The following is a 24,058-nucleotide window of genomic DNA, read 5'->3' as shown; positions in this document are numbered from 1 at the left end:
CCCATCAACGGTTAGATAAGTAGCTAATCTCAGCTCGGACTTACTGACGCACAACGAGCGTTTCCAGCTCCAGTGTCTCGACACTGGACCGTTGTCGCCGGAGGTGGCGAAGGCCTACGGTGTGACTGGGCCGGTCGCCCGTGGCTCCGGTATCGAGTACGACCTCCGGCGAGACGATCCCTATGGCTCTACGACGAACTCGACTGGTTGCTTGTCACCGAAGACGATGGCGACAACTTCTCGCGCGTCCACGTTCGGCTACAGGACATCGAGGAGTCGGCAGCGATCGTCGAGCAGTGTCTCGACCTGCTGGCTGACTGGCCACGGGCCGATCGGAACCTTCGCGACTGTACGTCGGGCCTCGATGCCACCGAAAAGAACAGTCATATAAACCGCGGCGGCGAACGGATCGACACCATGGGCAAAAAATCCAAGGGCAAGAAGAAGCGGCTGGCGAAACTAGAGCGCCAGAACAGCCGGGTCCCGGCGTGGGTCATCATGAAGACCGACCAGGACGTCCAACGCAACCCCAAGCGGCGTCACTGGCGGCGGAGCGACACCGACGAATGAGTGCCGACGAGTTCGAGGAGCGGGTCCTGACCGTCCCGCTTCGTGACGTCAGTGCGGAGCCGAAAGGCGAACGCGCCGACAGGGCGATGTCGATCATCCGCAGCCACCTCGCCCAGCACTTCTCGGTCGCCGAGGACGCTGTCCGGCTGGACCCCTCGGTCAACGAGGAGATCTGGTCGCAGGGTCGCTCGAACCCACCGAGTAAGGTCCGTATCCGGGCCGCCCGCTTCGACGAGGAAGGCGAGAGCGTCGTCGAAGCAGAGCCCGCCGAGTAACTTTGCTCCGCGCGGCCTTCGCCGGTTCGACGTATGTCGGCGTCTACGCGCGTGCCACCGACGAGTACCTACTCCTGCGGCCGGACGCCGAATCCGATCTGAAAGCGGCTTTCGGTGAGGAACTCGCCGTCCCGACGGTCGAGACGACGATCGGCGGCGCGAGCACCGTCGGCGCGCTCGCGACCGGCAACGACAACGGTCTGCTCGTCACGAGTCGCATCTCAGAACGGGAACGCGACCGACTCGCTGAGGCGATTGACCGTCCCGTTGTGGAACTCCCGGGGCGGATCAACGCCGCCGGGAACGTCGTCCTCGCCAACGACAGCGGGGCGTACGTCCATCCCGACCTCTCCCGGGAGGCCGTCCAGGCAGTCAAAGACGCCCTGGAGGTCCCGGTCGAACGTGGCGACCTGGCCGGTGTCCAGACTGTCGGTACGGCGGCGGTCGCCACGAATCGGGGCGTCCTCGCACACCCACAGGCGACCGACGACGAACTCGACCGGCTGGAGGACGTTCTGGACGTGCCCGCTGACGTGGGGACGATCAATTACGGCGGCCCCCTGATCGGCTCGGGGCTGGTCGCCAACGAGAACGGCTACGTTGTCGGTCAGAACACCACCGGCCCGGAACTCGGCCGTATCGAGAGCGCGCTCGGCTATATCGACTGAGTGCCCGCATTTTGCGAGGGTGTCGGTAACGGTTCAGCAATCGCCGTTGAGCGGACGCCGAGTGTCGCGAGCAGCGAGATCGACCGAGGGAAGATCTCGAAAAGGCGAGCGGTGCAGCCGCGAGCAGCGAGGGCGAACGCAGTGAGACCTCGGAACAAGAGAGCGGTGCAGCCGCGAGCAGCGAGGCGAGTCACCGGACCCGACCGAAGGGAGGGTCCGGATGTTTTTCGCCCACGTTTTTGCAAGGGAGGTCGCTTCAGCGACCCCACAGGAAAAGGTGGATGGGAAGATACTTCCCCGTCGACCACCGCATTCCCGGATATGAGTGAATTCACAGTCACCGGGTCCTTCCAGGCCCGCGACGGCTGGCAGTCCTTCGAGAAGCAGATCGAGGCCGAGAACGAGAACGTCGCCGAAGAGCACATCCTCGCGGAGTTCGGCTCCCGACACGGGCTGAAGCGCACGCAGGTCGACATCGAGGGGGTCGACGCATGAGCCTCGGTGGCGGAGGCGGCGGCCAGCAGCAACTACAGGAACTGGCACAGGCAATCGAGGCCATCGAAGAGGAGCAAGAAGCCCTCGAAGAAGAGATCCAGTCGCTACGCGCAGAGCAGACTGAGATCGACGAGGCCATGGAGGCTATCGAGGCCATCGAGAGCGGCGAGACCGTTCAGGTCCCGCTGGGCGGGGATGCCTACGTCCGCGCCGAAGTGCAGGACATCGACGAGATCATCGTCGGATTCGGCGCGGATTACGCGGCCGAACTGGATCAGGATGATGCCGTCGAGACCCTCGAATCCAAGCAGGATACGATCGACGACCGCATCGAGGAGATCAACGAGGAGATCGCGGAACTCGAATCCGAGAGCGAAGACCTCGAGCAGCGCGCCCAGCAGATGCAACAGCAACAGATGCAACAGCAGATGCAGCAGATGCAACAGCAGGAAGGCGACGACGAGTAGGCGATGTTCGACGGATTGCGCGAGAAACTCGGGAAGTTCAGCGACGACGTCGAGGAAGACGTCGAGACCGAGCCCGAGGCGGACGAGGAAGAAGAGAGCGACAGCTCGGAACCCGTCGACGATGTACCTGCCGAATCAGAGACGGACGATCAGTCATCAACCCAAGAGCAATCCGAAACGGAGCCCGACGATGGTGCTGAGGTAGCTCCGTCCCAAGACGGCTCTGACGAGGACGCCAGGGAAGACGACCGTGGCATCGCCGAGCGGGCGAAGCTGTTTGCCACCGGCAAGACGGTCATCGACGAGGACGACCTTCAGGAACACCTCGACGAACTCGAACTTACGCTGTTGAGCAGCGACGTCGAGATGAGCGTCGCCGGCGAGATTCTCGAGGGTGTCGAGGCGAACCTGGTCGGGGAGACGCGCCGCCGACTGGAGAGTACAGGCAGCCTGGCTCAGGACGCCCTCCGGGAGGCACTGTACGAGGTCATCAGCGTCGGGCAGTTCGACTTCGAAGCGCGAATCGCCGATGATGAGAAACCAGTCGTGATCGTCTTCACGGGCGTCAACGGCGTCGGGAAGACGACCACAATCGCGAAACTCGCCCGCTACCTCGAGGACCGGGGCTACTCCTCGGTGCTGGCCAACGGTGATACCTATCGGGCGGGGGCAAACGAGCAACTCGGCGAGCACGCCGAAGTGCTTTCCGTCCCTTACATCTCTCACGAACAGGGCGGAGATCCGGCGGCCGTCCTCTATGACGCCGTCGAATATGCCGAGGCCCACGACGTGGACGTCGTGCTGGGCGATACGGCCGGACGACTCCACACCAGCGAGGGGTTGATGGATCAACTTTCGAAGATCGATCGCGTCGTCGACCCGGACATGACGCTGTTCGTCGACGAGGCCGTCGCCGGCCAGGACGCCGTCACCCGCGCGACGGAGTTCGACGACGCTGCCGAGATCGACGGGACGATCCTCACGAAGGCCGATACCGATCCCCAGGGTGGTGCGGCGATCTCGATCGCCCACGTGACGGGCAAGCCGATCCTCTTTCTGGGCACCGGCCAGGGCTACGACCACCTCAAGCGCTTCGATCCCGAGGATGTCGTCGATCAACTGACTCTCGGCGAGTGAACACCGCTTCGAACTGTCCTTCCTGCGTCGTAGCTGTCGGCACGCCTCGCCCCTACCCACGAGTGCTGACACGTACCGCCGTGTCAATCACGATTATCCGTGTGGTTCCAGTACCACGTGACAGTCGGATGAACGCCGGTAGACTCACTGCCCACGGCACCGCCGTTCGCTCCGTTCGTAGTCCTTACTGTCGCTTGGAACACGCACCGCTCGTCTATCGATCTCGTGGCTCACACGCGAGATGTTCGCCCTGAATACGGTCGAACAGTGGAAACAGGCGAAACACCCGCTGGGCGTCATCGAGGGCGTCCAGGTGTACGCGAGGGGTGGCCTCTCTTTCGACTAGATCGAGGACCGGGTGGGTGGCGGCGAGTAGGAACTCTTGAAGTGGGTTGGGCTGTACGCCCACGGCGAGCACGACGACTTCTTCATGAAGCGGACAAAGGTGTCAGGCGGGTACCTCACGCCCGAGCAAGCCCAGGTGATCGGCGAGGTGGCGATGGAGTCCGCCACCGCACCCGCCCAATACGGGGGTGAGGAATAGAACGAGATTTGGGAGACCGTCGACGAAGTCGGGTTGACGTGATCCAGGGCTGTGACGAGTCTGCGGATTTCACCGGCTACTGTGCGGATCTGAGGGTAGGCACGGTCGGGTCCAGCGACAACTATTCGTCGGTCATCGTCCGGACCAAAGCCGGGCTGGACGCCCGGAATCTGACGAAAACAATCTGGACTATTACGATCTGGAGGGCCGTTCCGCGATCGGCGGCCTGCAGTTCTGGGACAAGAAGAAGGTCTTCGAGGCTCTTCAGCGGCCCTTCGACCCAGACACGCCGCGGTTCATCGAGCATCTCGAGCACGCCGTACAGTATGAGACGATGATGAACTCCCACGAACAAGGGCATTGAGGAAACGAACTCGGGTGCGGTTGTCGCGGTTCCGAACGGTCATCACACGAAAAACGACGGCTACGAGCGGGTTACTGGTTCTGTGTCGGTCGCTGCTGGTCGTGTTCGCCGGCCTGTGTCCGCTGTCCGGATTGCTGGCCACGTGAGGCGGGCTGATCGGTGGCTGATTGGTTACCGGCGGCTTGCTGATGGCCCGCCACGTGCTGGCCACGCGGTTGTCGCGGCTGGCCGCTGGGACCCTGGTCCGAGATGATGTTATCGGCGATGTCTGCGGCGACCGGCACACGGAACCACCGACCGTCGTAGGCCATGTACATCAATCCGAGCCAGAGCACGACGACCCCGAGCCAGAGGAGCCGCATCAGCTGAAACAGCCCGAACGCTCCGGACGAGAACAGAAGCGACACGAAAACCATCGAGAAAACGAAGTAACCGACCGTCAGCCCGCCGAAGACAACGATACTCTGGGCGGCGTGAAAGCGGACAAAGTCGTCTTCTTCTTCGATAACAAGAAACGCCAGGCCTGACAGCCATATCAAGGCATACGACAGTGCTGCCGCGACGTTCGAATCGAGACTCGTCCCGGTACTGGGCTGATAGTTGCCGGCTGGCTGCCCGCCTGCGGTAGACTGGTGGCCGCTACCCCGTTGCTGTCGACCCTGTGGAGGCTGTTGGCCGCTACCCCGTTGCTGTCGACCCTGTGGAGGCTGTTGGCCGCCGCCCTGTTGCTGACTGTCCACCGACGTTCCCTCACGGCGGGGTGCTTCCGACTGCCCCTGTTCACCGGATGGCTGTGTCTCTGCCTGTCCCTCGCTTGGTGCGGAATCGACGGTTCCGTCTCCCCCACCAGCTTGTGCCTCGTCGTCTCCATTCTCTCGGGTGTTTTCGGTCATGGTATCCCCTGTAACCACCTCACTGCCGTTCGATTTGAGTGGTCTGTCGGCACATCTCGCTCGTGACTCTTATATCATTTGGAAGGGAAGTGGATCTGACCGTATCAAACGACAGATTCACGGCCGGAAGGGACCATCTGCGGAACGTCGATCCCGGCAGCTCACCCCGTCTACGTCTCGACGGACGCAACGCCGTCGTCGCCGGGCATACCCTCACCACGACGACCGTACACAAGGGTTTCTCGACTCGGACGCGCCGCAATTTATCGCGTACACCAAGCACCTCGAACAGTACGGCAAGACGCTGAATCCGCACGACGAGGGCCACTGAAGGGACGGCCCGAAAGCGGACCATCAATATCCGAACACCTATTAGTATCACCCGAAAACAATGTAGTAGTGCCGTCGCTTCAGAACGCGTCGAAGACGGCGGGCGCGATCACCCGGTTTCTCGCCGCCGAGACGGCGGGATACGGCAAACTTCTCGTGATCTGGGCGTCGATAAGCCTGGCCCTCGATGCCGGGGTGGCGGGAGCCGTGGTGGTGGCAGTCGCCCTCGCTGTGATGGAACTCCGTGATCGGCGACCGTCCCTCAGCAGTGCGCTCGCATTCCTGGGCGTGACAGTGTTCCTCCTGCCGGCTGCCTTCGGGTGGGTGTTCGTCCCGGGCTGGTCGTGGCTGTATCTCCCCGCACGGGCCGCCATCCTCGTGGTCAGCTACATGGTCGCGTTCCACTGGGGGATGCTGGAGACAGGCCGATGGCTTCGTGGCGCGCTCGAACGAGTTGTCAAAACCCGGCCACGTGACGGGGACTAATTGATTACCGGGTGTACGTCCGCACTGATTCGATTCCGTCGTCGCCGAGTTCGAAGACGTCCACGAAGGCAGTGATCTCCTCGCCGTCGTCGTGGAGGAGCCGGCCACGGGCGGCGAGTTCACCGTCGCCACTACAGTAGATCGCGTCGATCGGATGGCTGGTATCGGGGTCGGGTCGCTCCTCGCGCATGAACCGGACAAACTGGTCGCGCCCCTGCAGCGTTCGATCCGGCCGGCGCTGGACGAAGGTGGGAGAGAGCAGCGACGCCAGGCAGTCGTAGTCGTGCTCGTCCAGCGCTCGATAGTACGTCCGCACGCGATCCATCCGCTCTTCCGGGGCCATAGTCGATCCACGGTACCCGGACACAAGGATCCCGCGACTCAGCACCCGTCGAGCGAAGCCCTGCTCTATTCGGACCCGTCGCCGGCCTGGGACTGCAGTTCCTCGGCAATCTCTTCGATCTCTGCTTCGGTCACGTCCGCACCGCCTCCGGATTCCTCTTCCGGCGATCCGTCATCGGGTCCGTCGACCCCGTTGTTCGGCTGCGGCGTCGATGAAGAGTCGGTGGCCGTCTCCTGCTCTCGATCCGATACCGCTTCGTCGGCGGACGAGCGGGGGTCCGTCTCGTCTGCCCCGGCTTTGTTTCCGCCGTGAGACGATTCCGAGCGGGCGTCCGCATCGTCTGGTACGGGTCCGTCGTCGGCATCTGCCAGCGCGTCGGCGATCTGGTCGTCCCCGGCTCCGTCGGGATCGCCGATATCCATCCCGACGCCGGCGTACTCGCGGATCCGTTTTGCCGCATCGGTATCGGGTCCGTCGTGACTGGGGAGGTCGTTCTCGTCGTCGTTCAGGGATACTTCCCCGAGTTCCAGTTCCACACCGCCGGCCGCGTCCCCTTCGTCGAACTCCGCCCGGATCGCTTCCATGGCGGAGGCGGTCTCCTCTCCGGCCAGCGCCTCGGCGTCGATCGACACCTCGCCGTCGACGGTGATGTCGTCGGGCTCCAGCGGTTCGGCCAGATCACGGGCCGACTCTAAGGGGGATTGAGCGTCCCTGCGATAGGCGTTGCCCTCCTCACCGTCGCCACTAGAGAAGGCGTCAGCCGCGTCAGCGAGCCAGTCGGCGGCCTGCCAGAGCGCGTTGGCCTTCAGCCGAGCGCGCTCGAAGTGATCGGCGAGTTCGGCGTGGCCGACGAACCGCCCCGCCGTGGCGAACCCCTCGACTGCGGTGGTGAACTCCTCGCGGGCGCGCTGGAAGTCCGATCGGGCGACCATCCACTCGTGTTCCTGGAAGGCGTTCATCGCGCTGGTGAATCCGCGTCGCCCCTCGACGTAGTGGGCGTGGCCGACGCGGTACCGCGAGACGGCCGTCGCATCGCCGCCGATATCCCCGACTGCCCGCTGAATCGCTTCGCTGTCGGGTACCTTCAACGGGTCCGGCGTCGACCAGGCGTACTGGATCACACCGTCCAGATCGACGACGAACACCGCCCGCTGGGGGATAGCCTGGCCGTACTCGTCCTCGTGATCGACCTCGTAGGCCGCCGCGACCTCCCCGGTGGTGTCCGCAGCGAGCGGGATCGCCAGGTCGTAGGCGTCCGCAAACCGGCGGTGGCTGTAGACCGTATCGGGAGCGATACCGATTACCGTCACGTCGGGTTGCATCGTAAAGAGGTCGAGTTCGTCGAGGCCGCTGTCCTCGCCGCAGGCCGGGTTGAAATCACCCGGGTAGAACGCGAGGATGATGATCTGCTCGCCGAGGTACTCCTCGAGGGAGAGAGTTTGGATGTCCCCCTCGAGGACGGCGGGCAACTCGAAGGTCAGCGCGTTTTCGCCCACCTGAAGCATATCCGTTGGTTGCGACCCATCCGTGTTAAGCGTGCCTCTCCGTATTGCTTTTGTCTCGTCGTGAAAATGCTTCTCCGTGGAGCTACACGTCCGCTACGAGGGCGACGACGACCCCGAAAAGTGCACGGCCCGGAAGCTTGCCCGCTTCGACCTGGCGAGACTACACCGCTCGCCCCGGTCCGTCCCACCGGGGATCGTCCTCAACCCTTTCGCCGAGCAAGCGCTCTCACCGGCCGACGCCGACCACGACCGGCTGGTCGCCCTGGACTGCTCGTGGGAGACCGCCGAGACGGAGGCCTTCGACCTGCCGGGCGTCCAGCGCTCGCTGCCGTTCCTCGTGGCGGGAAACCCCGTCAATTACGGGACTCCCTTCCAGCTGTCGACCGTCGAGGCCTTCGCGGGCGCGCTTGTCATCCTCGGCGAGCGCGAGCAGGCCGAGGAGATCCTCTCGAAGTTCACCTGGGGCCATACTTTTCTGGAGCTCAACGCCGAACCGCTCGAACGCTACGCGGCCTGTAAGGACTCGGCGGCCGTCGTCGCGGTACAGGACGATTATCTCGCGGACGAATCTGATTGAAAGACCCAGCCTTGTGATCACGAGGAGACGAGACACAATCCCGGCGTCAGCGGAATCACTCGCTCGCTCCGAATCCGGGCTCGGCTGCGGGAGGCTGGAGTGGACTCGCCGGGAGACCGGGATCGACCTCCGGGTCGTTGAAGCCCTTCGGCGCAACGTCGTTTGGGGCGTCGGGGTAGCAAAGCGACGCCAGCGCTTGTATCTGTTCGCGTCCTACGTCGAGTTCGAACTGGCCACCGCCGTACATCCCGATCCCGTGCTCCTCGCAGTAGGAGACGACGCCACAGAGGTCCTCGATCGTTCCGATCCGGGAGGGCTTGACGTTGATCCAGTGGGGTTCGAACGGCAACACACCCAGCGATTCGACGCCCTCCACGGGGACGTCCCAGGCGAGGCGGTCGACCTGATCGGCCAGCAAGGGACGGGTCGCTTCGGTGACGGCCGGGTCCTCGATGATCACCCCCGGAAAGGTCCTCACGAGCCGTTCGTAGAGGGATGGGTTCGCCGGCTGGTGGACATCGGCGTGGGCGTACTGGCCTTTCAAGTCGAGGGTCCGGACGGCGTCGCGCTCGGCGACTGCCTCGATCAGCTCCGGGGACCACTCGACAGTGGGATCTAGCTTGCATGTCACGTCAGGGTAACTTTCCAGGATCGCGTCCAGTCGATCGGTTGAGGGGGGCTCATCCAGGCGCGTACTCACGACGTACCGGACGGGGTCGAACGATCGATCGAGAGCCTCGGCGAGTGATGTCCCGGCCTGTTTCAACGCCAGGTCGAGAGCGGCGCTCTCGAGGGCCCAGCGCCGATAGCGCCGCGACGGCGGGCGCTGTGGCCCGCTGGGGAAGAGATTCATCTCACCGACGGTCTCCGAGAACGAGTCGATCGTGTACTCACCGGCGAACGATAGCGGCGTACTGGCCGCGAGTGCCCGATGATCCTCCGCGTCGTAGGTGACGTCCTCGCCGCGACCGACTGTACCCTCGCCCCGCAACGTAATCGTCGTCGTGACCCGTTCGAACCCACTCGAAGTCTTGCGCTCGTTGAGCGTCAGGTCGTGTGACTCGATAGAGACCGGGAGATCAGCAATGCGACCGTAGTCCATGTCCCGTGGCCACGGGTGGACGACGTATCAATGGACCGCTGATCCCAGGGCGGGCTGACTCGGAAAAGTTAAACGCGCGCGTCGGTAATCCCGGCTCACAATGGCCAGATTCGAAAAAGCCGAGGGACGACTCCTCGAGAAGCAGATCTGCATGCGGTGTAACGCACGCAACCCCGAACGCGCCAGCCAGTGCCGGAAGTGTGGCTACGGGAAACTCCGTCCGAAGGCCAAGGAACCCCGCTCGGCCTGAACCACCTCCGTCTCGGTGCACCGCAACGATCCCGAGTGGGAACCCTTTTTTCCGCCGCCCTCGCCCTCCAGGTATGGCTATCGGTGACGTGATCCGAGTAACGACCGGCACCTGTAGCGACCTCTACTACGTCGATACGGGGATGTACGATGTCAAGAGGTACGGCTCGGTATACGTCCTCGACGCCGAGCGACCCACGATCGTCGAGACCGGTATCGGCACCAACTACGAGCGGATCCTCGACGCGCTAGAGGACGTGGGGCTGGCTCCCGCGGAGATCGAGGTAATCGCCGTGACACACGTCCACCTCGATCACGCCGGCGGGGCCGGCTTTCTCTCCGAGGCGTGTCCCAACGCGACGATCGTCGTCCACGAGATCGGCGCCGCCCACCTCGTCGATCCCGGGCGGCTCTGGGAGGGAACCAAACAGGCCGTCGGCGACCAGATCAGCCACTATGTCGAGCCGGATCCGGTCCCGGACGATCGCGTCCGGACGATCGCCGACGGCGACGAGGTCGACCTCGGCGATCATGCCCTGGTCGCTCACCACGCGCCGGGACACGCCCCTCACCAGGTCGTCTACGAGGACCCCGAAAACGACGCCGTCTTCACCGGCGACGCGGCAGGGCTGTACGTCCCCGACCGTGACCGGGCGGAGCCGACATCGCCGCCGCCGGACTTCGACCTAGAGCAGGCGCTGCGGGACGTCGAAACGATCCAGAATCTGGCGCCGGAGACGCTGCTGTACTCCCACTTCGGCCCCGCACCGCGGACCCACCAGCTCGATGGATACGCCCGTCGACTCAGCGACTGGGTCCAGGCGGTCGCCGCCGCCCGGAACGAACTCGAAGACGACGATGCCGTGATCGAGCACTTCGCGGGCGAGACTGCCGCGACCGAGATCTGGGGCGAGGAGAAAGGGCGTGGAGAGACAGCGATGAACGTCCGCGGTGTACTGACATATCTGGACGAGTAGTCCTGACGACGACGCCGCCGGAATCGCTCGTTTTATTGGGTCAGGAAAAGTGCGTATCGGTATGGAGGTTTCTCCGTGAGCGCCGGCGGCGCGGACGTAATCGTCCTGCTGGTCGCGATGATCTTCGCGCTGGGCGTCGGCGCGCAGTTGCTGGCCGCACGCTGGCGTCTTCCCAGCATCATCTTCTACATCGCGGCTGGTCTCGCGATCGGCCCGCTGTCGGGGCTCGTTTTGCCCTCCCGGCTCTTCTCGCTTTCAACCTTCGGCGCGGCACCGCTCTCGGCGATCGTCGGGCTCTCGGTGGCGATCATCGTCTTCGAGGGGGCTTTTCACCTTCACCTCGACCGGTTGCGTGAGGCGCCGGCTGCGACCTTCCGGCTGGTCACCCTCGGCGCGGCGATCGCACTGGTCGGGACGGCCGTCGCCGTGAAACTCGCGTTCGAGACAACCACCTGGGGACTGTCGTTCCTGATCGGAGCGTTGCTCGTGGCGACGGGACCGACCGTCATCGCACCGATCCTCAACGTCGTCCCGGTCCGGGATCGCGTCGCCACCGCCCTGGAGACGGAGGGGATCGTCAACGACGTGACGGCGGCAATCACTGCCGTCGTCGTCTTCGAAGTGATCGTCCTCAGTGGCGCGCCGCCCGTCGAGTTACTCAGTGCATTCGCCGAACGGCTCGGCCAGGGGCTGCTCGTCGGGATGGTCGTCGCCGCCGTCGTCTACTACTTGCTTCGATACGTCGACCTCTCGCCGGGGGACGCCCCGCGGAACGCCCGGCTGCTGGTGCTCGCCGGGGCGATCGTCTCCTACGCCGGGGCGAACTATCTCTCGGGCGAAGCCGGTGTCGCCGCTGCCGCGACGGCCGGGATCGTCCTCGGCAACCTGGACATTCCCTACGAGGAAGACATTACTGCCTTCAAAGGCGACGTGACGCTGCTGGTGCTGTCGTTCGTGTTCATCACGCTGGCAGCGATCCTGGAGCTGGATGTCCTCTTTGAGGTCTGGGTGCCTGGACTGGTCGTGGCCGTCGCGGTTGCGGCACTCATCCGTCCTCTTTTGATGTTCGTTTCGACGGTTGGAAACCGCTTTACGTTCGGCGAACGGGCGTTCATGAGTTTCGTCGGGCCGCGCGGGATCATTCCCGCCTCCGTCGCGACGCTGTTCGCCATCGAACTGCAGTCACAGGGCATGGTCGCGGAGGCCAACGTCCTCATCGGAACAGTCTTTCTGGTCATCCTCGCCACGGCCGTCGTCGAAGGCGGCCTGGCACGCTACGTCGCAGAATACTTGGACGTGATACCAATGCGAGTCATCATCGTGGGCGGCGGCCGCGTCGGTCGTGCGCTCGCCACCCGCCTCGAAGAGCGTGGAGAGAACGTCGTCATCATCGAAGACGACGAAACACAGGTCGAAGCCATCCGCAACGACGGGTTCACCGCGATCATCGGCGACGGGACGGACACCGACGTGTTACGGGAGGCCGGCGCGAGCAACGCGAAGACGATCGTCGCAGCGACTGGTGATGACGACACCAACCTCCTGGTTGCCCAGCTCGCAAGTACCAACTTCGAGATCGAGGACATCATCGCCCGGGCAAACAATCCCGACAACGTCGAGGCTTTCGAGGATCTGGGCGTCCGGACGATCTCCTCGTCGATGGCAGTCGCGTGGGCGATCGACAACCAGATCGAACGGCCGGCGATGGCCCGCTGGATGACCGACGTGAACCGCGTCGGCGACGTCCAGGAGATCGAAGTGACCAGTGACAACCTCGTCGGCCGGACGATCCGCGACATCGGGCCGGAGCTGCCCGATTCGTGTCTGATCGCCCTGGTCAGCAAGAACGGCGATACGTTCGTTCCGAACGCCGACTACACCGTCGAGGCGGGCGATAAAGTGACCTTACTCGGCGAGAGCGAGGCGGTCCATGACGGGATGGCCTTCTGCCAGATGGAATGATTTCCTCGTTAACACGTAACACTCCACGATTGTCTCCCGATGAGTACTAGCACACTGCTCACCGACGTCGCCATCATCGTATTGGCTGCCGGAGCCATCTGGTTCGGTAGCGGCTGGCTCGAGGAGGCCAGCGATCGGCTGGCAAGCCATTACGGCCTCCCGCAGGTCGTCCAGGGAGCCGTGATTGCCGCTGTCGGTTCGAGCATGCCGGAACTCGCGACTGTCGTGATCGCCGGTCTGGCCGGCTCGCTGGCGATCGGCGTCGGTGGGATCGTGGGATCGGCAATCTTCAACGTCTTGGTCATCCCCGGGTTCGCCGGGTTGTTGACCGACGACCCGATCGAATCCAACCGGACGCTCGTCTACAAGGAGGCCCAGTTCTACATGCTGGCCGTCTCGGCGCTGTTGATCACCTTCGCGCTGGGCGTCATCTACTACCCCGCCGGGGATGGCCTTTCGGGAACGATCACCCGGCCCCTCGCGCTGCTTCCGCTGGCACTGTACGGCCTGTACGTTTTCATCCAGTACCAAGACACGGCTGATCACGTGCCTGGGGACGACGAGTCGGGGAACGCAGTCGATCCGGGTCGGCAATGGCTTCGGCTGGCGGCCGGGCTGGCCGTCATCCTCCTCGCCGTACACTTCCTCGTCGAGGCCGTCTCCTCGTTGGGTATGATCTTCGGCGTTCCCGAGTTCTTGCTGGGCGTGACGATCGTCGCCGGTGCAACCAGTCTGCCGGACTCGCTGGTCAGCGTCCGGGCCGCACGCGCACGGCGGCCGGTTGCGTCGCTGGCAAACGTCCTCGGATCGAATACGTTCGACCTGCTCGTGGCGATTCCGATCGGTATCCTGCTGGTCGGCGAGGAGACGATCGACTTCGCGATGGCCGTCCCGATGTTCGGCGTGCTCACGACGGCGACAATCGCGCTCTTTACCGTCATGCGAACTGACCTTACGCTGTCCGAGCGGGAAGCAGTCGGCCTGCTGGGGATCTACGCGCTGTTCGTCGGCTGGGTGGTTCTCGAAACGCTCGACGTGGCGGTCGATCTGTTGCCGAATGCGTGAGACGCCCCGTCCATATTCTCCTCGCGTCAGGTTGCGGTCTCCTCGGGTTCGATCGCCGGATCGTCGATGTACCGCTCTTTCCAGGTGCCCCGGAGGAACCACGCGACGCCGACGACTGCACCGACGATGTTGCCAAGCGCCATGCCGACCCAGACGCCCGTCGCCCCCCACTCGAAGACGAAGACCAGGAGGGCGACGCTACCGACTCGCCCGATCCACAGCGTCAGAATCGAGATGATCATCGCCGTTCGAGTGTTGCCCGCCCCGCGGAACGCGCCGAGGATCACCTGTGTGACGCCGATAAAGGCGAACTCGGCCGACCGGATCCGGACGTACTCGACGCCGTTTGCGATCGTCGCGGCAGCGTCTGGGACGTCGCCCATGAACACGGCGACGATTGGCTCGGTGAACAGGACGGCGATCACCGCGACGACCGTCATCACTGCCGCGCCGGTTCCAGCGGCCAGCCAGGTCGCCCGCGAGGCGCGGTCGGCGCGATCGGCGCCGAGATTTTGCCCGACCATGGTGTCGATCGCCCGGCCGAGTCCCATTGCCGGCAGGAACACCAGCGAAATCAGGCGATTGCCCAGGCCGTAGGCGGCGACGACCGGCGGCGTGAACGTGACGATTATCGCCGTCAAGGTAATCATCGCCAGCGCGCTGGTCGACTGCTCGACCATGCTTGGCGTCCCCAACCGGACGATGTCCTCGATGACGCCGAAGTCGGGGCGCAAGTGCGCGAGCGTGACGGCGGGGCCGATCGACGTCCCGAACAGCAACCAGAGACCGATCCCCGTCCCGACGCCACGAGAGAGGATCGTCGCCAGCGCTGCGCCGCCGATCCCGAGACCCGAGAATCCCGTCGCGGCGTGAAGTGACGCCTCCAGGCCACCGAGCCCGAGCCACCCGAACAGTGGGTTGCCGGCGAACCCGAAGATGAAGAATGGGTCCAGGAAGACGTTGAGGGCGACCGAGACAACCATGACGAACATCGGCGTTCGCGTGTCGCCGTAGCCACGCATGAGTGCTGAGAAAATAAAGAATCCGAACATCAGCGGAATACCCATGAAGATGACTTCCATGTAATCGGCCGCGAGCGGGATGACCGTCGCCGATGTCTCGGGATCGCTCGGGAGGAGTTCGAGTGCGGGACGAGTATAGAAGTACCCGACGACGCCGATCACGACCGACAGCAGTCCCACGAACGAAACGGTCTGGCCGGTGACGAGGCCGGCCGAGCGCTCGCCCTTCGCGCCGGTGTACTGGGCGACGAGAATCGCCCCCGCAGTCGTAAAGCCGCCAGCGACGGCGATCAACAGGAAGATCAGCGGGAAGGCGAGGCTGATCGCGCCGACCGCGTCCGCCGAGAGCCGCCCGAGCCACACCGTGTCGGCGATGTTGTAGGTGACCTGCAACAGCTGGATGACGACAATCGGCCAGGCCAGTCCCATCAGCGGTCGGATCAGGCTCCCTTCGGTGATGGAATCCGACTGATCCTCTCGGTCCGGCCCACCTTCAGACCCACCAGTTGGCTCCGTCTGGGGACCGGTCGGTGGCGGGTCGTCATCGCGATCGTCGGGGACCGACGGGTCGGCATCGGCTGGAGGGTCAGTCACGGACTGATCGAGGGGAGGTCGCCAAATCAACGTTGTGTTACCGGTCCAAGACCGGCGTTTTCGACACCGGCGCTTGACGACGCGATCCCCGACGTTAAGATGCCTGATCCCGGGATATAACCCGATGGCTGCCGAAAAGATCGGCGCAAACGTCCCGCGTGGGGACTTCGATTTTGAACGCCGGCCGGAGAGCGACCAGCACTTCGAGAACGCCCTCCGGAAGGCCCGAGACGGTGACCGTCTCTCGGTTGCCGACGCGATCGAACTCTTGACGACGGGGTCTGAACGACCCGGGATCGACCCCGAACGCAAGGAGGCGGTCTTAGAGGCTGCCGATCACCGCCGCCGGGAGGTCGTCGGCGAGGACGTCACCGTCGTCGCCAACCTCAACAACAACGTGACGACCGCCTGCGACACGGGGTGTCTGTTCTGCAACTTCAAGGACAGCGCCGAACAGTTCCGGGCCGACTGTCCGGACGATCATCCGGGCTTTACGAAGACTCCTGCTCAATCTCGCGAAATCGTCACCAAGGCTCTCAAGCGCGGGATCTACGAGGTGACTTCCGTTTCGGGACTGCACCCCGCGTTCGCCCTGGACGACGATCACCGTGCGGTCCTCGAAACAAGCGAGAAAGATGGACTGAACTACCGGTCGCCCGAATCCTATACAACTGATCCAGGGACCTACGTCGAGCAGATTGAGGCGATGGCCGTCGACGGCGTCCACGTTCACTCGCTGACACCGGAAGAAGCCGCTCATGCCCGTCGCGGGACAGACTGGGAGTATCAGACTGTTTACCGACGGCTCGCCGAGGCCGGGTTGGACAGCGTTCCCGGCACCGCGGCGGAGATCCTCGTCGACGAGGTCCGGGACGTGATCTGTCCCGCGAAGATCGACACCGGCGAATGGCTGGCAGCGATGGAGGCCGCCGCCGACGTCGGTCTGGACGTCACCTCGACGATCATGTACGGTCACGTCGAGAACGAGGCCCATCGGGCGCTGCACCTGAAACGCGTCCGCGAGTTGCAAGGCCGGACAGGTGCGATCACGGAGTTCGTCCCGCTCTCGTTCATCCACCCGGACACGCCCCTGGCCGAGAACGGGATGGTCGACAGCGGGGCCTCTCGGGTAGAAGACGAGTTGATGATTGCTGTCTCGCGACTGTTTCTCGATAACGTCAAGCACATCCAGTCGTCGTGGGTCAAGTACGGCGACGAGTTCGGGCTGAAACTGCTTTCCTGTGGCGCGGACGACTTCATGGGGACGATCCTCTCCGAGGAGATCACAGCCCGCGCCGGAGGGGAGTTCGGGCAGTACCGCTCGTTTGCGGACTACAGCGAGTTAATCCGGTCGATCGGACGGACACCAGTCGAACGTTCGACGGACTACCGACAGCGGGAACCGGTCCGCGGTGATCCGCCTGGGCCGCGGCTGGGACCAAACGCCGACGGGACGCCGCTCATCGAGTGAGCGGACGTGACTGCCTCACCCCCGAGAGGGTGAAACTCCTCCGCGTGGGTGATATCATCTAGGGAATGGCACACACGTCGAGGGTCCGACGGATCTCCGCGAACAACTCACAGACACCGAATCTTTCCAGACGGCCGAACACGACGTCCCCGAGGAGCGCGCCGAGTCGATGTTCATCGCCGGGCAGTTCGTCTACGCCCAGACCATCGCCGGCTCGGACGCTCAGACCACCGGCGAGGCCAAGAACTCCTGGCTGGCCGGGACGGCGGCCTGGAACTACGTCGTGCTCACCCGTTACATCCTCGGCGTTGGACCAGATCACGACGGGTTCGTGATCGACCCGTCGATCCCGGCCGACTGGGACGACTTCGAGATGACCCGTGAGTTCCGTGGGACGACCGACGAGATCAGCGTTGAGAACCCCGACGGTGTCGAATCAAGCGTCGAGACTGTCGAGGTCAACGGCGACACCATCGATGGCACCGTCGTGCCCGCCTTCGGGGACGACCAGGCCCACGACGTTCGGGTCGTGATGGCGTGAGTCGAGGGAACCCGGGGCTGTCCTCGCGCGACTCAGAACAGAAACCCGCCGTACCGGAGATACACCATGTCGAGGATCAACAGGAGCTGAAACAGCCCCTGAACGCCGCCGATAACCGGCCCGAGGACCGCACCGATGAACGCGTCGATGCCCGTCCAGAGGACCCCAGCTATCACGTGGACGTAGGTGTGCTGTTGAATCGATGCGATCGTCAGCGCGTAACCCAGTGCCGCGAGCGGGATCGCGACGACGGACACTGCAAACGCTGGGTTCGCCCGCCGAGCCACACCCCAATGGTCCCGCAGATCGTCGCTGCCATACTGGACGGCGGTTCGGTGGCTGCCTGTTAGGCGTACGTCTCCCTGCAACGCCGTCGGTTTACCAACTGGAGTCGCCGATCGACGCTGCCCTCACCACTCGCCGTCGAACTTTTCGTGGGAGAACGGCAGGGCATCCTCGCCGGCGTAGGACGCGACGAGATGGCCGTCCCCCTCCAGGTAGTACTTGTAGGTCGTTAGCCCTTCGAGGCCGACGGGGCCGCGGGCGTGGATCTTGCCCGTCGAGATACCGACCTCCGCGCCCAGCCCGTAGCGATATCCGTCAGCGAACCGGGTCGAGGCGTTGTGGAAGACGCTGGCAGCGTCGATCGCGGTCATGAATGTCCGAGCTTTGTCATCGTCCTCGGTCAGGATCGATTCGGTGTGTTTCGAGCCGTTCGTGTTGACGTGATCGATTGCGTCCACGAGGGAGTCGACGACTTTGATCGAGAGGATCAAGTCGCCGTATTCGGTCCGCCAGTCCTCGTCCGTCGCCTCCAGGATATCGAGGTCGGAATCGGCGAGGATCTCTCGCGTTCGCTCGTCGCCGCGTAGTTCGACGCCAGCCTCGGCATAGCGGTCGGCCATCTCGGGCAGGAACGACTCGGCCACGTCCTCGTGGACCAGCAGCGTCTCGACGGCGTTACAGACGGCAGGGTACTGTACCTTCGCGTCGTAGGCCACCTCGACAGCCTCCTCAAGGTCAGCTTCGCTGTCGACGTAGACGTGACAGACGCCCTCCGTGTGACCCAGGACGGGTATCTGGGTGTTGTCCTGAACGTAGCTGACGAACTCCGAGGAACCACGGGGCATCAGCAGGTCGATGTGGTCGTCCATCGAGAGGACGGCGTCGACGGCCTCGCGGGCCTCGATCAACTGGACCCACCCTTCAGGAATTGCCTCGATTTCCTGGGCGGCTTCTCGGATGATCTCGAACAGTTCGCGGTTGGACTCGCTTGCTTCGCTGCCGCCCTTGAGAATGACCGCGTTGCCCGACTTGAGGGCGAGTGCGGCAATCTGGACGAGTGCGTCCGGCCGCGACTCGAAGACCGTCCCGATCACACCGATGGGGACGGCGACCTTGTAGAGATCCAGATCGTCGTCGAGGTGTCGCGCCGCCAGCGTCTCACCGAGGGGGTCGTCCATCTCGGCGACGCTCTCGACCATCTCGACGATCGAGTCGACCTTGGCGTCGTCGACTTTCAGCCGGTCGACCAACGCCTGGGTGTACTCGCCGGCTTCGAGCAGTTCCTCGGCTGCCGCGACGTCCTCGTCGTTGACCGCGATGATCGACTCGCGGTGTTCATCGATGGCGTCACCGATTGCTTCCAGGGCAGCACTGCGGTCGGCGTCGCTGACGTTCGCAAGCTCGAGAGCCGCTTTCTCGGCGGCCTCGACCTTGCGTTCGGTGTTCGCGTCAGTCATCGTACGCCCCATTGACAGGCAGGAATATTGTGCCCACCGGTTCCGCGCGGGCGATCCGGTCGAGGACGGCAGGTTCGGCCGAGCCCGCGATCACCGCCGGGATGCCGTGCTCGTTGACCGTTCGCGCGCCCTCGACCTTGGTGACGATGCCGCCGAATCCGTCGGTTGCACTCGCCTCGACAGCCTTCTGGACAGCACCGTAGTTGCGCCCGACGGCCTCGATCTTTTGGGCGTCGTCGTCCGCTTTCGGATTGCCGGTGTAGACGCCGTCGACGTCGGTCAGCGTCACCAGCAGATCGGCCTCGACGCCGACCGCGATTGAGGACGAAAGCATGTCGTTGTCACCGATCTGGATCTCCTCGATGGCGACGGCGTCGTTCTCGTTGACGATCGGAACCACGCCCCATTCGAGCAGTGTCTCGATCGTGTTGTGGAAGTTGGTGAACCGCTCGGGGTCGTCCAGGTCGGCCTGGGTCACCAGGATCTGGGCGATCTTCCGGTCGTGGCGTTCGAAACTCTCGGTGTAGCGACGCATCAGAAGGCTCTGGCCGACCGTCGAGAGGGCCTGTGACTCCTCGACAGTCCCCCTTCCGGTGTCAACCCGACCCCGTCCGGCCCCGATCGCACCGGAGGAGACGAGGATGACTTCCTTGCCGCGATCGAGCAGGTCGGTCACGTCGTCGACGAGCTTATCGAGTTTGTCGTCGTCGAGATTGGAATCGTCGTCCGTCAGGGAGTTGGTCCCTGCCTTGACGACGACCCGCTCGGCCCCAGCTGCCGTCTCCCGGACTCGCTCGACCGCGTCGTCGGGCACCGCCTCGCTATCACTCATCGCCGACCTCCGCGGAAATCTCCGCCGAGAGGCCCTCAGCGGCTACGCAGTCGTCAGTGCCGTCCCGTGTGTGGGATGTCCGCCCACATTGGTGATCGATCAGAGTGGCGTGTCTCATTGTAATGAGTTAAAATGGGCGACGGACAAACCTACTACGATCCGTAACGAGTTCGGTCGGTACAGTACAACCATCACCAACGTGGGTTTCGTATATCATTCTCGTTTAGTACGTTGTTGGTGCTCGCTACCGTTCGACTCTATCTATTATCGCGAAGCTTGAAGTGCGCCAGAGAGACATTCAAATCAGAGCTCGTCGGTAACCGCCAGGAGATAATGACGACATCAATAATATAATCCAAAACAATATTTCCCTTTTATATGTCTCAAAAACATAATATATAATCTAAATAAATACATTTTGGACGCAATCATGACTGATCCGAACGAGTCACGGCGATCCGTGTTGAAGTCAATCAGTACAGGCACAGCTATTCTTGGCACCACTGGTCTGGTTGCCGGGAAACCAAACAAAGAGAAAGGACGTGGGAAGGAAAAGAGAAAAGAGACAAAAAAGGAGGAAAGGGCCAAAAGCAAAATTCATTAAGGATCCTTCTTGGACTGATTCCCAATCGAAGAGTAACTTGCAAGCGATTCAGGACAGCTCATATTTTGAGGAAATGAAAGCGACAATCAGTTCCGATGGATTCAGTCCAAAGAAGGAGCGAACGATGACCGCCGATCTCGACACGAAAAATAAACGCTGGAACGAACGAGATCCGCGTCTCGTCGTCCTTCCCTTTTGGCCGAGTGATGGATCAACGTCGAAACAAAATCGCACCAATTTGCCTCGGGGTGGCGCTCTACTATTTTCGATTGTCGCAGACGATGAAAACGGAGATAGAAGATTAGCCTCCACGCTCGGTTTTGGTACCGCTCCGTCCTCTTCCATCTCCAGTATGACTACTGGTCGATCGGTGGGTATCTACGGGAACGATCCAAATACTGGTCGATCGGTGGAGACCCACGAGAATAGTTCGAATACAGCCTTTTCGGCGGAAAGAATTGACGTCCAAAATGTCTCGTCGATTAATACAGCAGGAATGAGTTGCGATTCTTGCAAGGTTATCACCAATGCGGTTTGCGATGCTGGCGGATTGGGGGCCACCATGGCTACATGTAACAAACTCGGTGTTGCCTGTCTCAGTGGTGGACCATGGGGGGCGTTCGGATGCTGGGCAGCGTGTGCCTCTCTTATGGGAACAATATCGTTGTTTGGTTGTTACTATGGGACCCAAGAAATCTGTGATAAGGTAGGATTCTGTTAACGAGAATAGTCGATTATGTCAGTAAAAAATTCAAGGATACTCGGAGCCCTCGTTGTTGCCGCCCTCGTTTCGGTTGGGGGCTACGGGAGTTTAGTCGTTGTGGGTGACGTCCCGGCTAGCCAGTTCACTGGTGAGTCGGGATTTGCCGCCGCTTCTTGTCTCATGGGCGGTGCGATATTCGGAGTCGGGTATTATGTCTAGGGGTATCAAAAACTGCACGGATAGGAGTACGAGTCAAACGGGTTGTAGGGCGAGTCAGATACTCTCACATGGAAATCGGAATGCCATCGAACGTGTCTTTTGGGAGGTAAAACGGCGTACTTTTTCGTTTGCAAATAGTTTCAGCCATGTCGAGCTAGAGACAGCTCAAGAGTGGCTTGAAGCCTTCGCCGTCTACCACAACTCACGCCAAACTTAACGCGATGGCCCACGTTAATATTTCAATCTTAGCCCAGCCGGTATTAACTTTGGTGGATATTTGACTAATTCATGGAAAAAAGAAGTCACCAAGAAAAGATGAATTTACCTATTTCAAAATCATGACATATTTAACATATTTTAATAACCAGCAAATGTGCATTTCACCGGGAGAAATATCTGGATATGGCCACGGAGCTAGATCATGAATCATAGAATTTCAGACATAGTTATTATCATACTCTCCGTGTCGGCTATGGGATAGAGCTTCCTGTTGATTGAGCAACTCTTATTCGGGATTGCGGTCGTTGCTGGTTTGACAACGACATATGCAAAGTGGGGATAAGGAAAGCCCAAGGAGGCAGGGTTACTTGTGGCTCTCTGGAGTTTGATTGTGGTCGCTACTTGGACAAGCAATCTAGGCCTCATCATCGGATCGGTCACAATAGCGGCAGTTGTCTACGTAGCGTGAACATTATGAAGATGCTGGGTGTTTGAGGATGTCCCTGAGTCCCTAGGAACCCATCATTTCACTTATTGCCAACCTCCGCTGTGATCTCCGCCGGGCGAGCCTTGGCAGCTGCGCAGTCGTCAGTTCGTTCCTCGTTTTGAATATCGAGCTGCACGGCAATTGATGAAAGTAAATTTCCTCATTGTATTGACCAAAATGAGCTATGCACACACTTACTCCGGTTCGAACGAATTATCAGTACCTCACAAAGCCGGTTAATGAGAATGTCGGCTTGTTGAGGATGTGCACTCCAAACAACAAGCAGACAGTGAAATCCACGAAGACCAGCTCCTTAACTTCCTCGTCAACCGACTTGACGAGGAAGTTTCTCTGAACCTTGCCAACAACGCTGAAATCATACAGAGGGCCTCTACGAGGTCCTCGTCGGCGCAACCGCCGACGGGACCTCGATCTCGACGCTATGCAACTCCAGTGAAGACTCGCCGTCGGCGAACACGATCCTCTACCACCTGCGGTCGAAGTTCGAGCCGGACCGGCTCTAACGAGTCGCCAACAGCCTTCGACGAGATATCGTCAAACTGCTCCCCAAGCAGGTGGAGGTCTGCGCAGACCTCCACTTGCGGCCCTACTACGGTGACGAAGACGACACAGACGCTCTCTATCACTCGGAAGCGAAACGTGGCACCACTGCGTTCCACGCTTACGCCACACTCTACGCGCGTGTGACGAACAAGCGCTATACGCTGGCGGTGTCGCCGTCTCGAAGACGGCGACACCGCCAGCAGCGTCCTAACCGAGTTTCTTGGCGTTCTCGATGGCCTTGACACCGAGGTCAAGGCCGTCTACCTCGAACGCGGGTTCTACGACAGCAAGTGTCTCACGCTACTACAGGCACACAACTACGCCTACGTGATGCCGATCATCCGGTGGGGTGAGGCGATTCAGCAGGAACTCTCGAAAGGGTGGAGCCGCGTCATCGATCACGACCTGACAGGGAAACTCGACGGTCATAGCGGGACCGTCGAGTTTCTCGTCTACATCAATTGTACGTACCTGAATGGACGGTATGACCAACACGGTGTGGCGCGTCACGGCTACGCCGCTGACGCGCCGTTCATCAAGACTCCCCCCGACGCTCGATACCACTACAGCAAACGCTTCGGTATCGAGTCGAGCTATCGCTTGCTTGGACAAGCGATAGCGACGACAACAACGCGAGATGCGACAGTGAGATTGCTGTACGTCGTGGTGAGTCTCCCCTTGCAGAACGTCTGGCGGTACCTCCACTACGAATATGTGGCGACGCCCCGCCGAGGCGGGCGTCGCCTCTGGTGGTGGCCATACAAGGAGTTCGTCAATATGGTTCGACGGGCTACGTGGACGGCCCTCGCGGTGCGTCGGGCCGTCCCCGCGAATAGACCACCTGACGACCAGTTCCACCGGTAGTTACCGACCGGGCACGCCACCTTGTGAGTGGCTACGCTGTCGCGTCGGCGGCGGTCAGCCGCCGACAGCGACAGCTCCGTCTTCGATCAGCGTTGTTCAACCGCTACCGACGACTCACCACAGCAGAACAGATGACTTAGGTCAGGCTAACTGGCGATGCTTTGTGAGGTACTGATTGTAATTCAAT

The 24,058-nt window shown here is 62.0% G+C and carries 23 protein-coding genes and 5 pseudogenes; 19 read left to right on the top strand and 9 right to left on the bottom strand.

The genetic code is table 11. The features are described 5' to 3' along the window. Positions 1 to 37 precede the first annotated feature (37 nt). From BN2694_RS08140 to BN2694_RS17670, 8 genes and pseudogenes are all read left to right on the top strand, one after another. Positions 38 to 345: pseudogene (locus tag BN2694_RS08140) on the top strand (NADH-quinone oxidoreductase subunit D-related protein); the annotation flags it as partial. A 72-nt stretch (positions 346 to 417) separates the two neighbouring features. After that, a complete protein-coding gene (locus tag BN2694_RS08135) occupies positions 418 to 570 on the top strand; it encodes a 50S ribosomal protein L39e (RefSeq protein WP_135665514.1) in 153 nt (50 codons plus the stop codon). Further along, positions 567 to 845, top strand: a complete 279-nt coding sequence (locus BN2694_RS08130) for a 50S ribosomal protein L31e (protein WP_135663930.1) — start codon at positions 567 to 569, stop codon at positions 843 to 845. The genes BN2694_RS08135 and BN2694_RS08130 overlap by 4 nt, the downstream gene beginning before the upstream one ends. Positions 846 to 847: 2 nt before the next feature. After that, entirely contained in the window at positions 848 to 1,513 is a 666-nt protein-coding gene (locus BN2694_RS08125) for a translation initiation factor IF-6 (protein ID WP_135663929.1), read from the top strand. 321 nt (positions 1,514 to 1,834) lie between these two features. Beyond that, entirely contained in the window at positions 1,835 to 2,008 is a 174-nt protein-coding gene (rpl18a, locus tag BN2694_RS08120; RefSeq protein ID WP_135663928.1) for a 50S ribosomal protein L18Ae, read from the top strand. After that, the gene (gene pfdA, locus BN2694_RS08115; RefSeq protein ID WP_135663927.1) at positions 2,005 to 2,475 is read left to right on the top strand and encodes a prefoldin subunit alpha; all 471 of its coding nucleotides are present in this window, start codon (positions 2,005 to 2,007) and stop codon (positions 2,473 to 2,475) included. Before rpl18a ends, pfdA begins: the two co-directional genes overlap by 4 nt. Positions 2,476 to 2,478: 3 nt before the next feature. Continuing rightward, positions 2,479 to 3,612: a signal recognition particle-docking protein FtsY gene (gene ftsY, locus BN2694_RS08110; RefSeq protein ID WP_135663926.1), complete on the top strand. Its 1,134-nt coding sequence runs from the start codon at positions 2,479 to 2,481 to the stop codon at positions 3,610 to 3,612. Positions 3,613 to 3,862: 250 nt separating this feature from the next. Further along, positions 3,863 to 4,520: pseudogene (locus BN2694_RS17670) on the top strand (Coenzyme F420 hydrogenase/dehydrogenase, beta subunit C-terminal domain). A gap of 71 nt (positions 4,521 to 4,591) precedes the next feature. Here BN2694_RS17670 and BN2694_RS17405 read toward each other — a convergent pair. Continuing rightward, positions 4,592 to 5,413, bottom strand: coding sequence for a DUF4870 domain-containing protein (locus BN2694_RS17405; protein WP_210408926.1), 822 nt, complete (start codon positions 5,411 to 5,413; stop codon positions 4,592 to 4,594). A 399-nt stretch (positions 5,414 to 5,812) separates the two neighbouring features. On the opposite strand from BN2694_RS17405, the gene BN2694_RS08090 reads away from it, so the two are divergent. Beyond that, positions 5,813 to 6,229, top strand: a complete 417-nt coding sequence (locus BN2694_RS08090) for a hypothetical protein (RefSeq protein ID WP_135663924.1) — start codon at positions 5,813 to 5,815, stop codon at positions 6,227 to 6,229. Positions 6,230 to 6,233: 4 nt separating this feature from the next. On the opposite strand, the gene BN2694_RS08085 is transcribed toward BN2694_RS08090, so the two are convergent. Both BN2694_RS08085 and BN2694_RS08080 read right to left on the bottom strand, forming a co-directional pair. Then, positions 6,234 to 6,572 carry a nuclear transport factor 2 family protein gene (locus tag BN2694_RS08085; protein WP_135663923.1) on the bottom strand — a complete coding sequence of 113 codons (339 nt, stop codon included), beginning with the start codon at positions 6,570 to 6,572 and terminating at the stop codon, positions 6,234 to 6,236. A 65-nt stretch (positions 6,573 to 6,637) separates the two neighbouring features. Then, positions 6,638 to 8,077 (bottom strand): redoxin domain-containing protein, encoded by a 1,440-nt coding sequence (locus BN2694_RS08080; protein ID WP_135663922.1) that lies wholly within the window; start codon positions 8,075 to 8,077, stop codon positions 6,638 to 6,640. Between the two features lie 76 nt (positions 8,078 to 8,153). Here BN2694_RS08080 and BN2694_RS08075 point away from each other — a divergent pair, with 76 nt between their 5' ends. Continuing rightward, positions 8,154 to 8,654 (top strand): DUF367 family protein, encoded by a 501-nt coding sequence (locus tag BN2694_RS08075; protein ID WP_135663921.1) that lies wholly within the window; start codon positions 8,154 to 8,156, stop codon positions 8,652 to 8,654. Positions 8,655 to 8,709: 55 nt separating this feature from the next. Here BN2694_RS08075 and BN2694_RS08070 read toward each other — a convergent pair whose 3' ends face one another. Then, positions 8,710 to 9,756 carry a hypothetical protein gene (locus BN2694_RS08070; RefSeq protein ID WP_135663920.1) on the bottom strand — a complete coding sequence of 349 codons (1,047 nt, stop codon included), beginning with the start codon at positions 9,754 to 9,756 and terminating at the stop codon, positions 8,710 to 8,712. 100 nt (positions 9,757 to 9,856) lie between these two features. On the opposite strand from BN2694_RS08070, the gene BN2694_RS08065 reads away from it, so the two are divergent. The 4 genes from BN2694_RS08065 (at position 9,857) to BN2694_RS08050 (ending at position 14,009) form a co-directional block, all read left to right on the top strand. Next, complete coding sequence (locus BN2694_RS08065; protein WP_135663919.1) at positions 9,857 to 10,006, top strand: 50S ribosomal protein L40e; 150 nt, start codon at positions 9,857 to 9,859, stop codon at positions 10,004 to 10,006. A gap of 73 nt (positions 10,007 to 10,079) precedes the next feature. Then, positions 10,080 to 10,982: an MBL fold metallo-hydrolase gene (locus BN2694_RS08060; RefSeq protein WP_135663918.1), complete on the top strand. Its 903-nt coding sequence runs from the start codon at positions 10,080 to 10,082 to the stop codon at positions 10,980 to 10,982. A gap of 117 nt (positions 10,983 to 11,099) precedes the next feature. Beyond that, complete coding sequence (locus BN2694_RS08055; protein WP_135665511.1) at positions 11,100 to 12,944, top strand: NAD-binding protein; 1,845 nt, start codon at positions 11,100 to 11,102, stop codon at positions 12,942 to 12,944. Between the two features lie 39 nt (positions 12,945 to 12,983). Continuing rightward, on the top strand, positions 12,984 to 14,009 hold the full coding sequence (locus BN2694_RS08050; protein WP_135663917.1) for a sodium:calcium antiporter: 1,026 nt from the start codon (positions 12,984 to 12,986) through the stop codon (positions 14,007 to 14,009). Positions 14,010 to 14,035: 26 nt separating this feature from the next. Here the strand turns inward: BN2694_RS08050 and BN2694_RS08045 are convergent, their stop codons facing one another. Beyond that, a complete protein-coding gene (locus BN2694_RS08045) occupies positions 14,036 to 15,460 on the bottom strand; it encodes an MATE family efflux transporter (RefSeq protein ID WP_244605426.1) in 1,425 nt (474 codons plus the stop codon). A gap of 289 nt (positions 15,461 to 15,749) precedes the next feature. Between BN2694_RS08045 and cofH the strand changes: the two genes are divergently transcribed. Both cofH and BN2694_RS08035 read left to right on the top strand, forming a co-directional pair. Then, entirely contained in the window at positions 15,750 to 17,096 is a 1,347-nt protein-coding gene (gene cofH / locus BN2694_RS08040; protein WP_135663915.1) for a 7,8-didemethyl-8-hydroxy-5-deazariboflavin synthase subunit CofH, read from the top strand. 169 nt (positions 17,097 to 17,265) lie between these two features. Beyond that, positions 17,266 to 17,637 carry a GH36-type glycosyl hydrolase domain-containing protein gene (locus tag BN2694_RS08035; protein WP_135663914.1) on the top strand — a complete coding sequence of 124 codons (372 nt, stop codon included), beginning with the start codon at positions 17,266 to 17,268 and terminating at the stop codon, positions 17,635 to 17,637. Positions 17,638 to 17,738: 101 nt separating this feature from the next. On the opposite strand, the pseudogene BN2694_RS08030 reads toward BN2694_RS08035, so the two are convergent. From BN2694_RS08030 to BN2694_RS17910, 4 genes and pseudogenes are all read right to left on the bottom strand, one after another. Beyond that, positions 17,739 to 17,924, bottom strand: a pseudogene (locus tag BN2694_RS08030) (hypothetical protein); the annotation flags it as partial. A 123-nt stretch (positions 17,925 to 18,047) separates the two neighbouring features. After that, complete coding sequence (locus BN2694_RS08025) at positions 18,048 to 19,379, bottom strand: glutamate-5-semialdehyde dehydrogenase (protein WP_135663913.1); 1,332 nt, start codon at positions 19,377 to 19,379, stop codon at positions 18,048 to 18,050. Then, complete coding sequence (gene proB / locus BN2694_RS08020; protein WP_135663912.1) at positions 19,372 to 20,211, bottom strand: glutamate 5-kinase; 840 nt, start codon at positions 20,209 to 20,211, stop codon at positions 19,372 to 19,374. The genes BN2694_RS08025 and proB overlap by 8 nt, the downstream gene beginning before the upstream one ends. After that, positions 20,204 to 20,329: a hypothetical protein gene (locus BN2694_RS17910; RefSeq protein WP_280176670.1), complete on the bottom strand. Its 126-nt coding sequence runs from the start codon at positions 20,327 to 20,329 to the stop codon at positions 20,204 to 20,206. The genes proB and BN2694_RS17910 overlap by 8 nt, the downstream gene beginning before the upstream one ends. Before the next feature lie 559 nt (positions 20,330 to 20,888). On the opposite strand from BN2694_RS17910, the gene BN2694_RS18135 reads away from it, so the two are divergent. The 3 genes and pseudogenes from BN2694_RS18135 to BN2694_RS08005 all read left to right on the top strand — a co-directional run bounded on the left by BN2694_RS18135 (position 20,889) and on the right by BN2694_RS08005 (position 23,871). After that, positions 20,889 to 21,536 carry a halocin C8-like domain-containing protein gene (locus BN2694_RS18135; protein ID WP_394346583.1) on the top strand — a complete coding sequence of 216 codons (648 nt, stop codon included), beginning with the start codon at positions 20,889 to 20,891 and terminating at the stop codon, positions 21,534 to 21,536. A 256-nt stretch (positions 21,537 to 21,792) separates the two neighbouring features. Then, positions 21,793 to 21,954: pseudogene (locus tag BN2694_RS08010) on the top strand (IS6 family transposase); the annotation flags it as partial. A 753-nt stretch (positions 21,955 to 22,707) separates the two neighbouring features. Further along, positions 22,708 to 23,871 (top strand): annotated as a pseudogene (locus BN2694_RS08005) (ISH3 family transposase). The last annotated feature ends 187 nt before the right edge of the window (positions 23,872 to 24,058 follow it).

Source organism: Halorhabdus rudnickae (assembly GCF_900880625.1).
GTDB classification, from domain to species: Archaea; Halobacteriota; Halobacteria; order Halobacteriales; family Haloarculaceae; genus Halorhabdus; species Halorhabdus rudnickae.
This window is presented reverse-complemented; position numbering and strand designations above follow the sequence as displayed.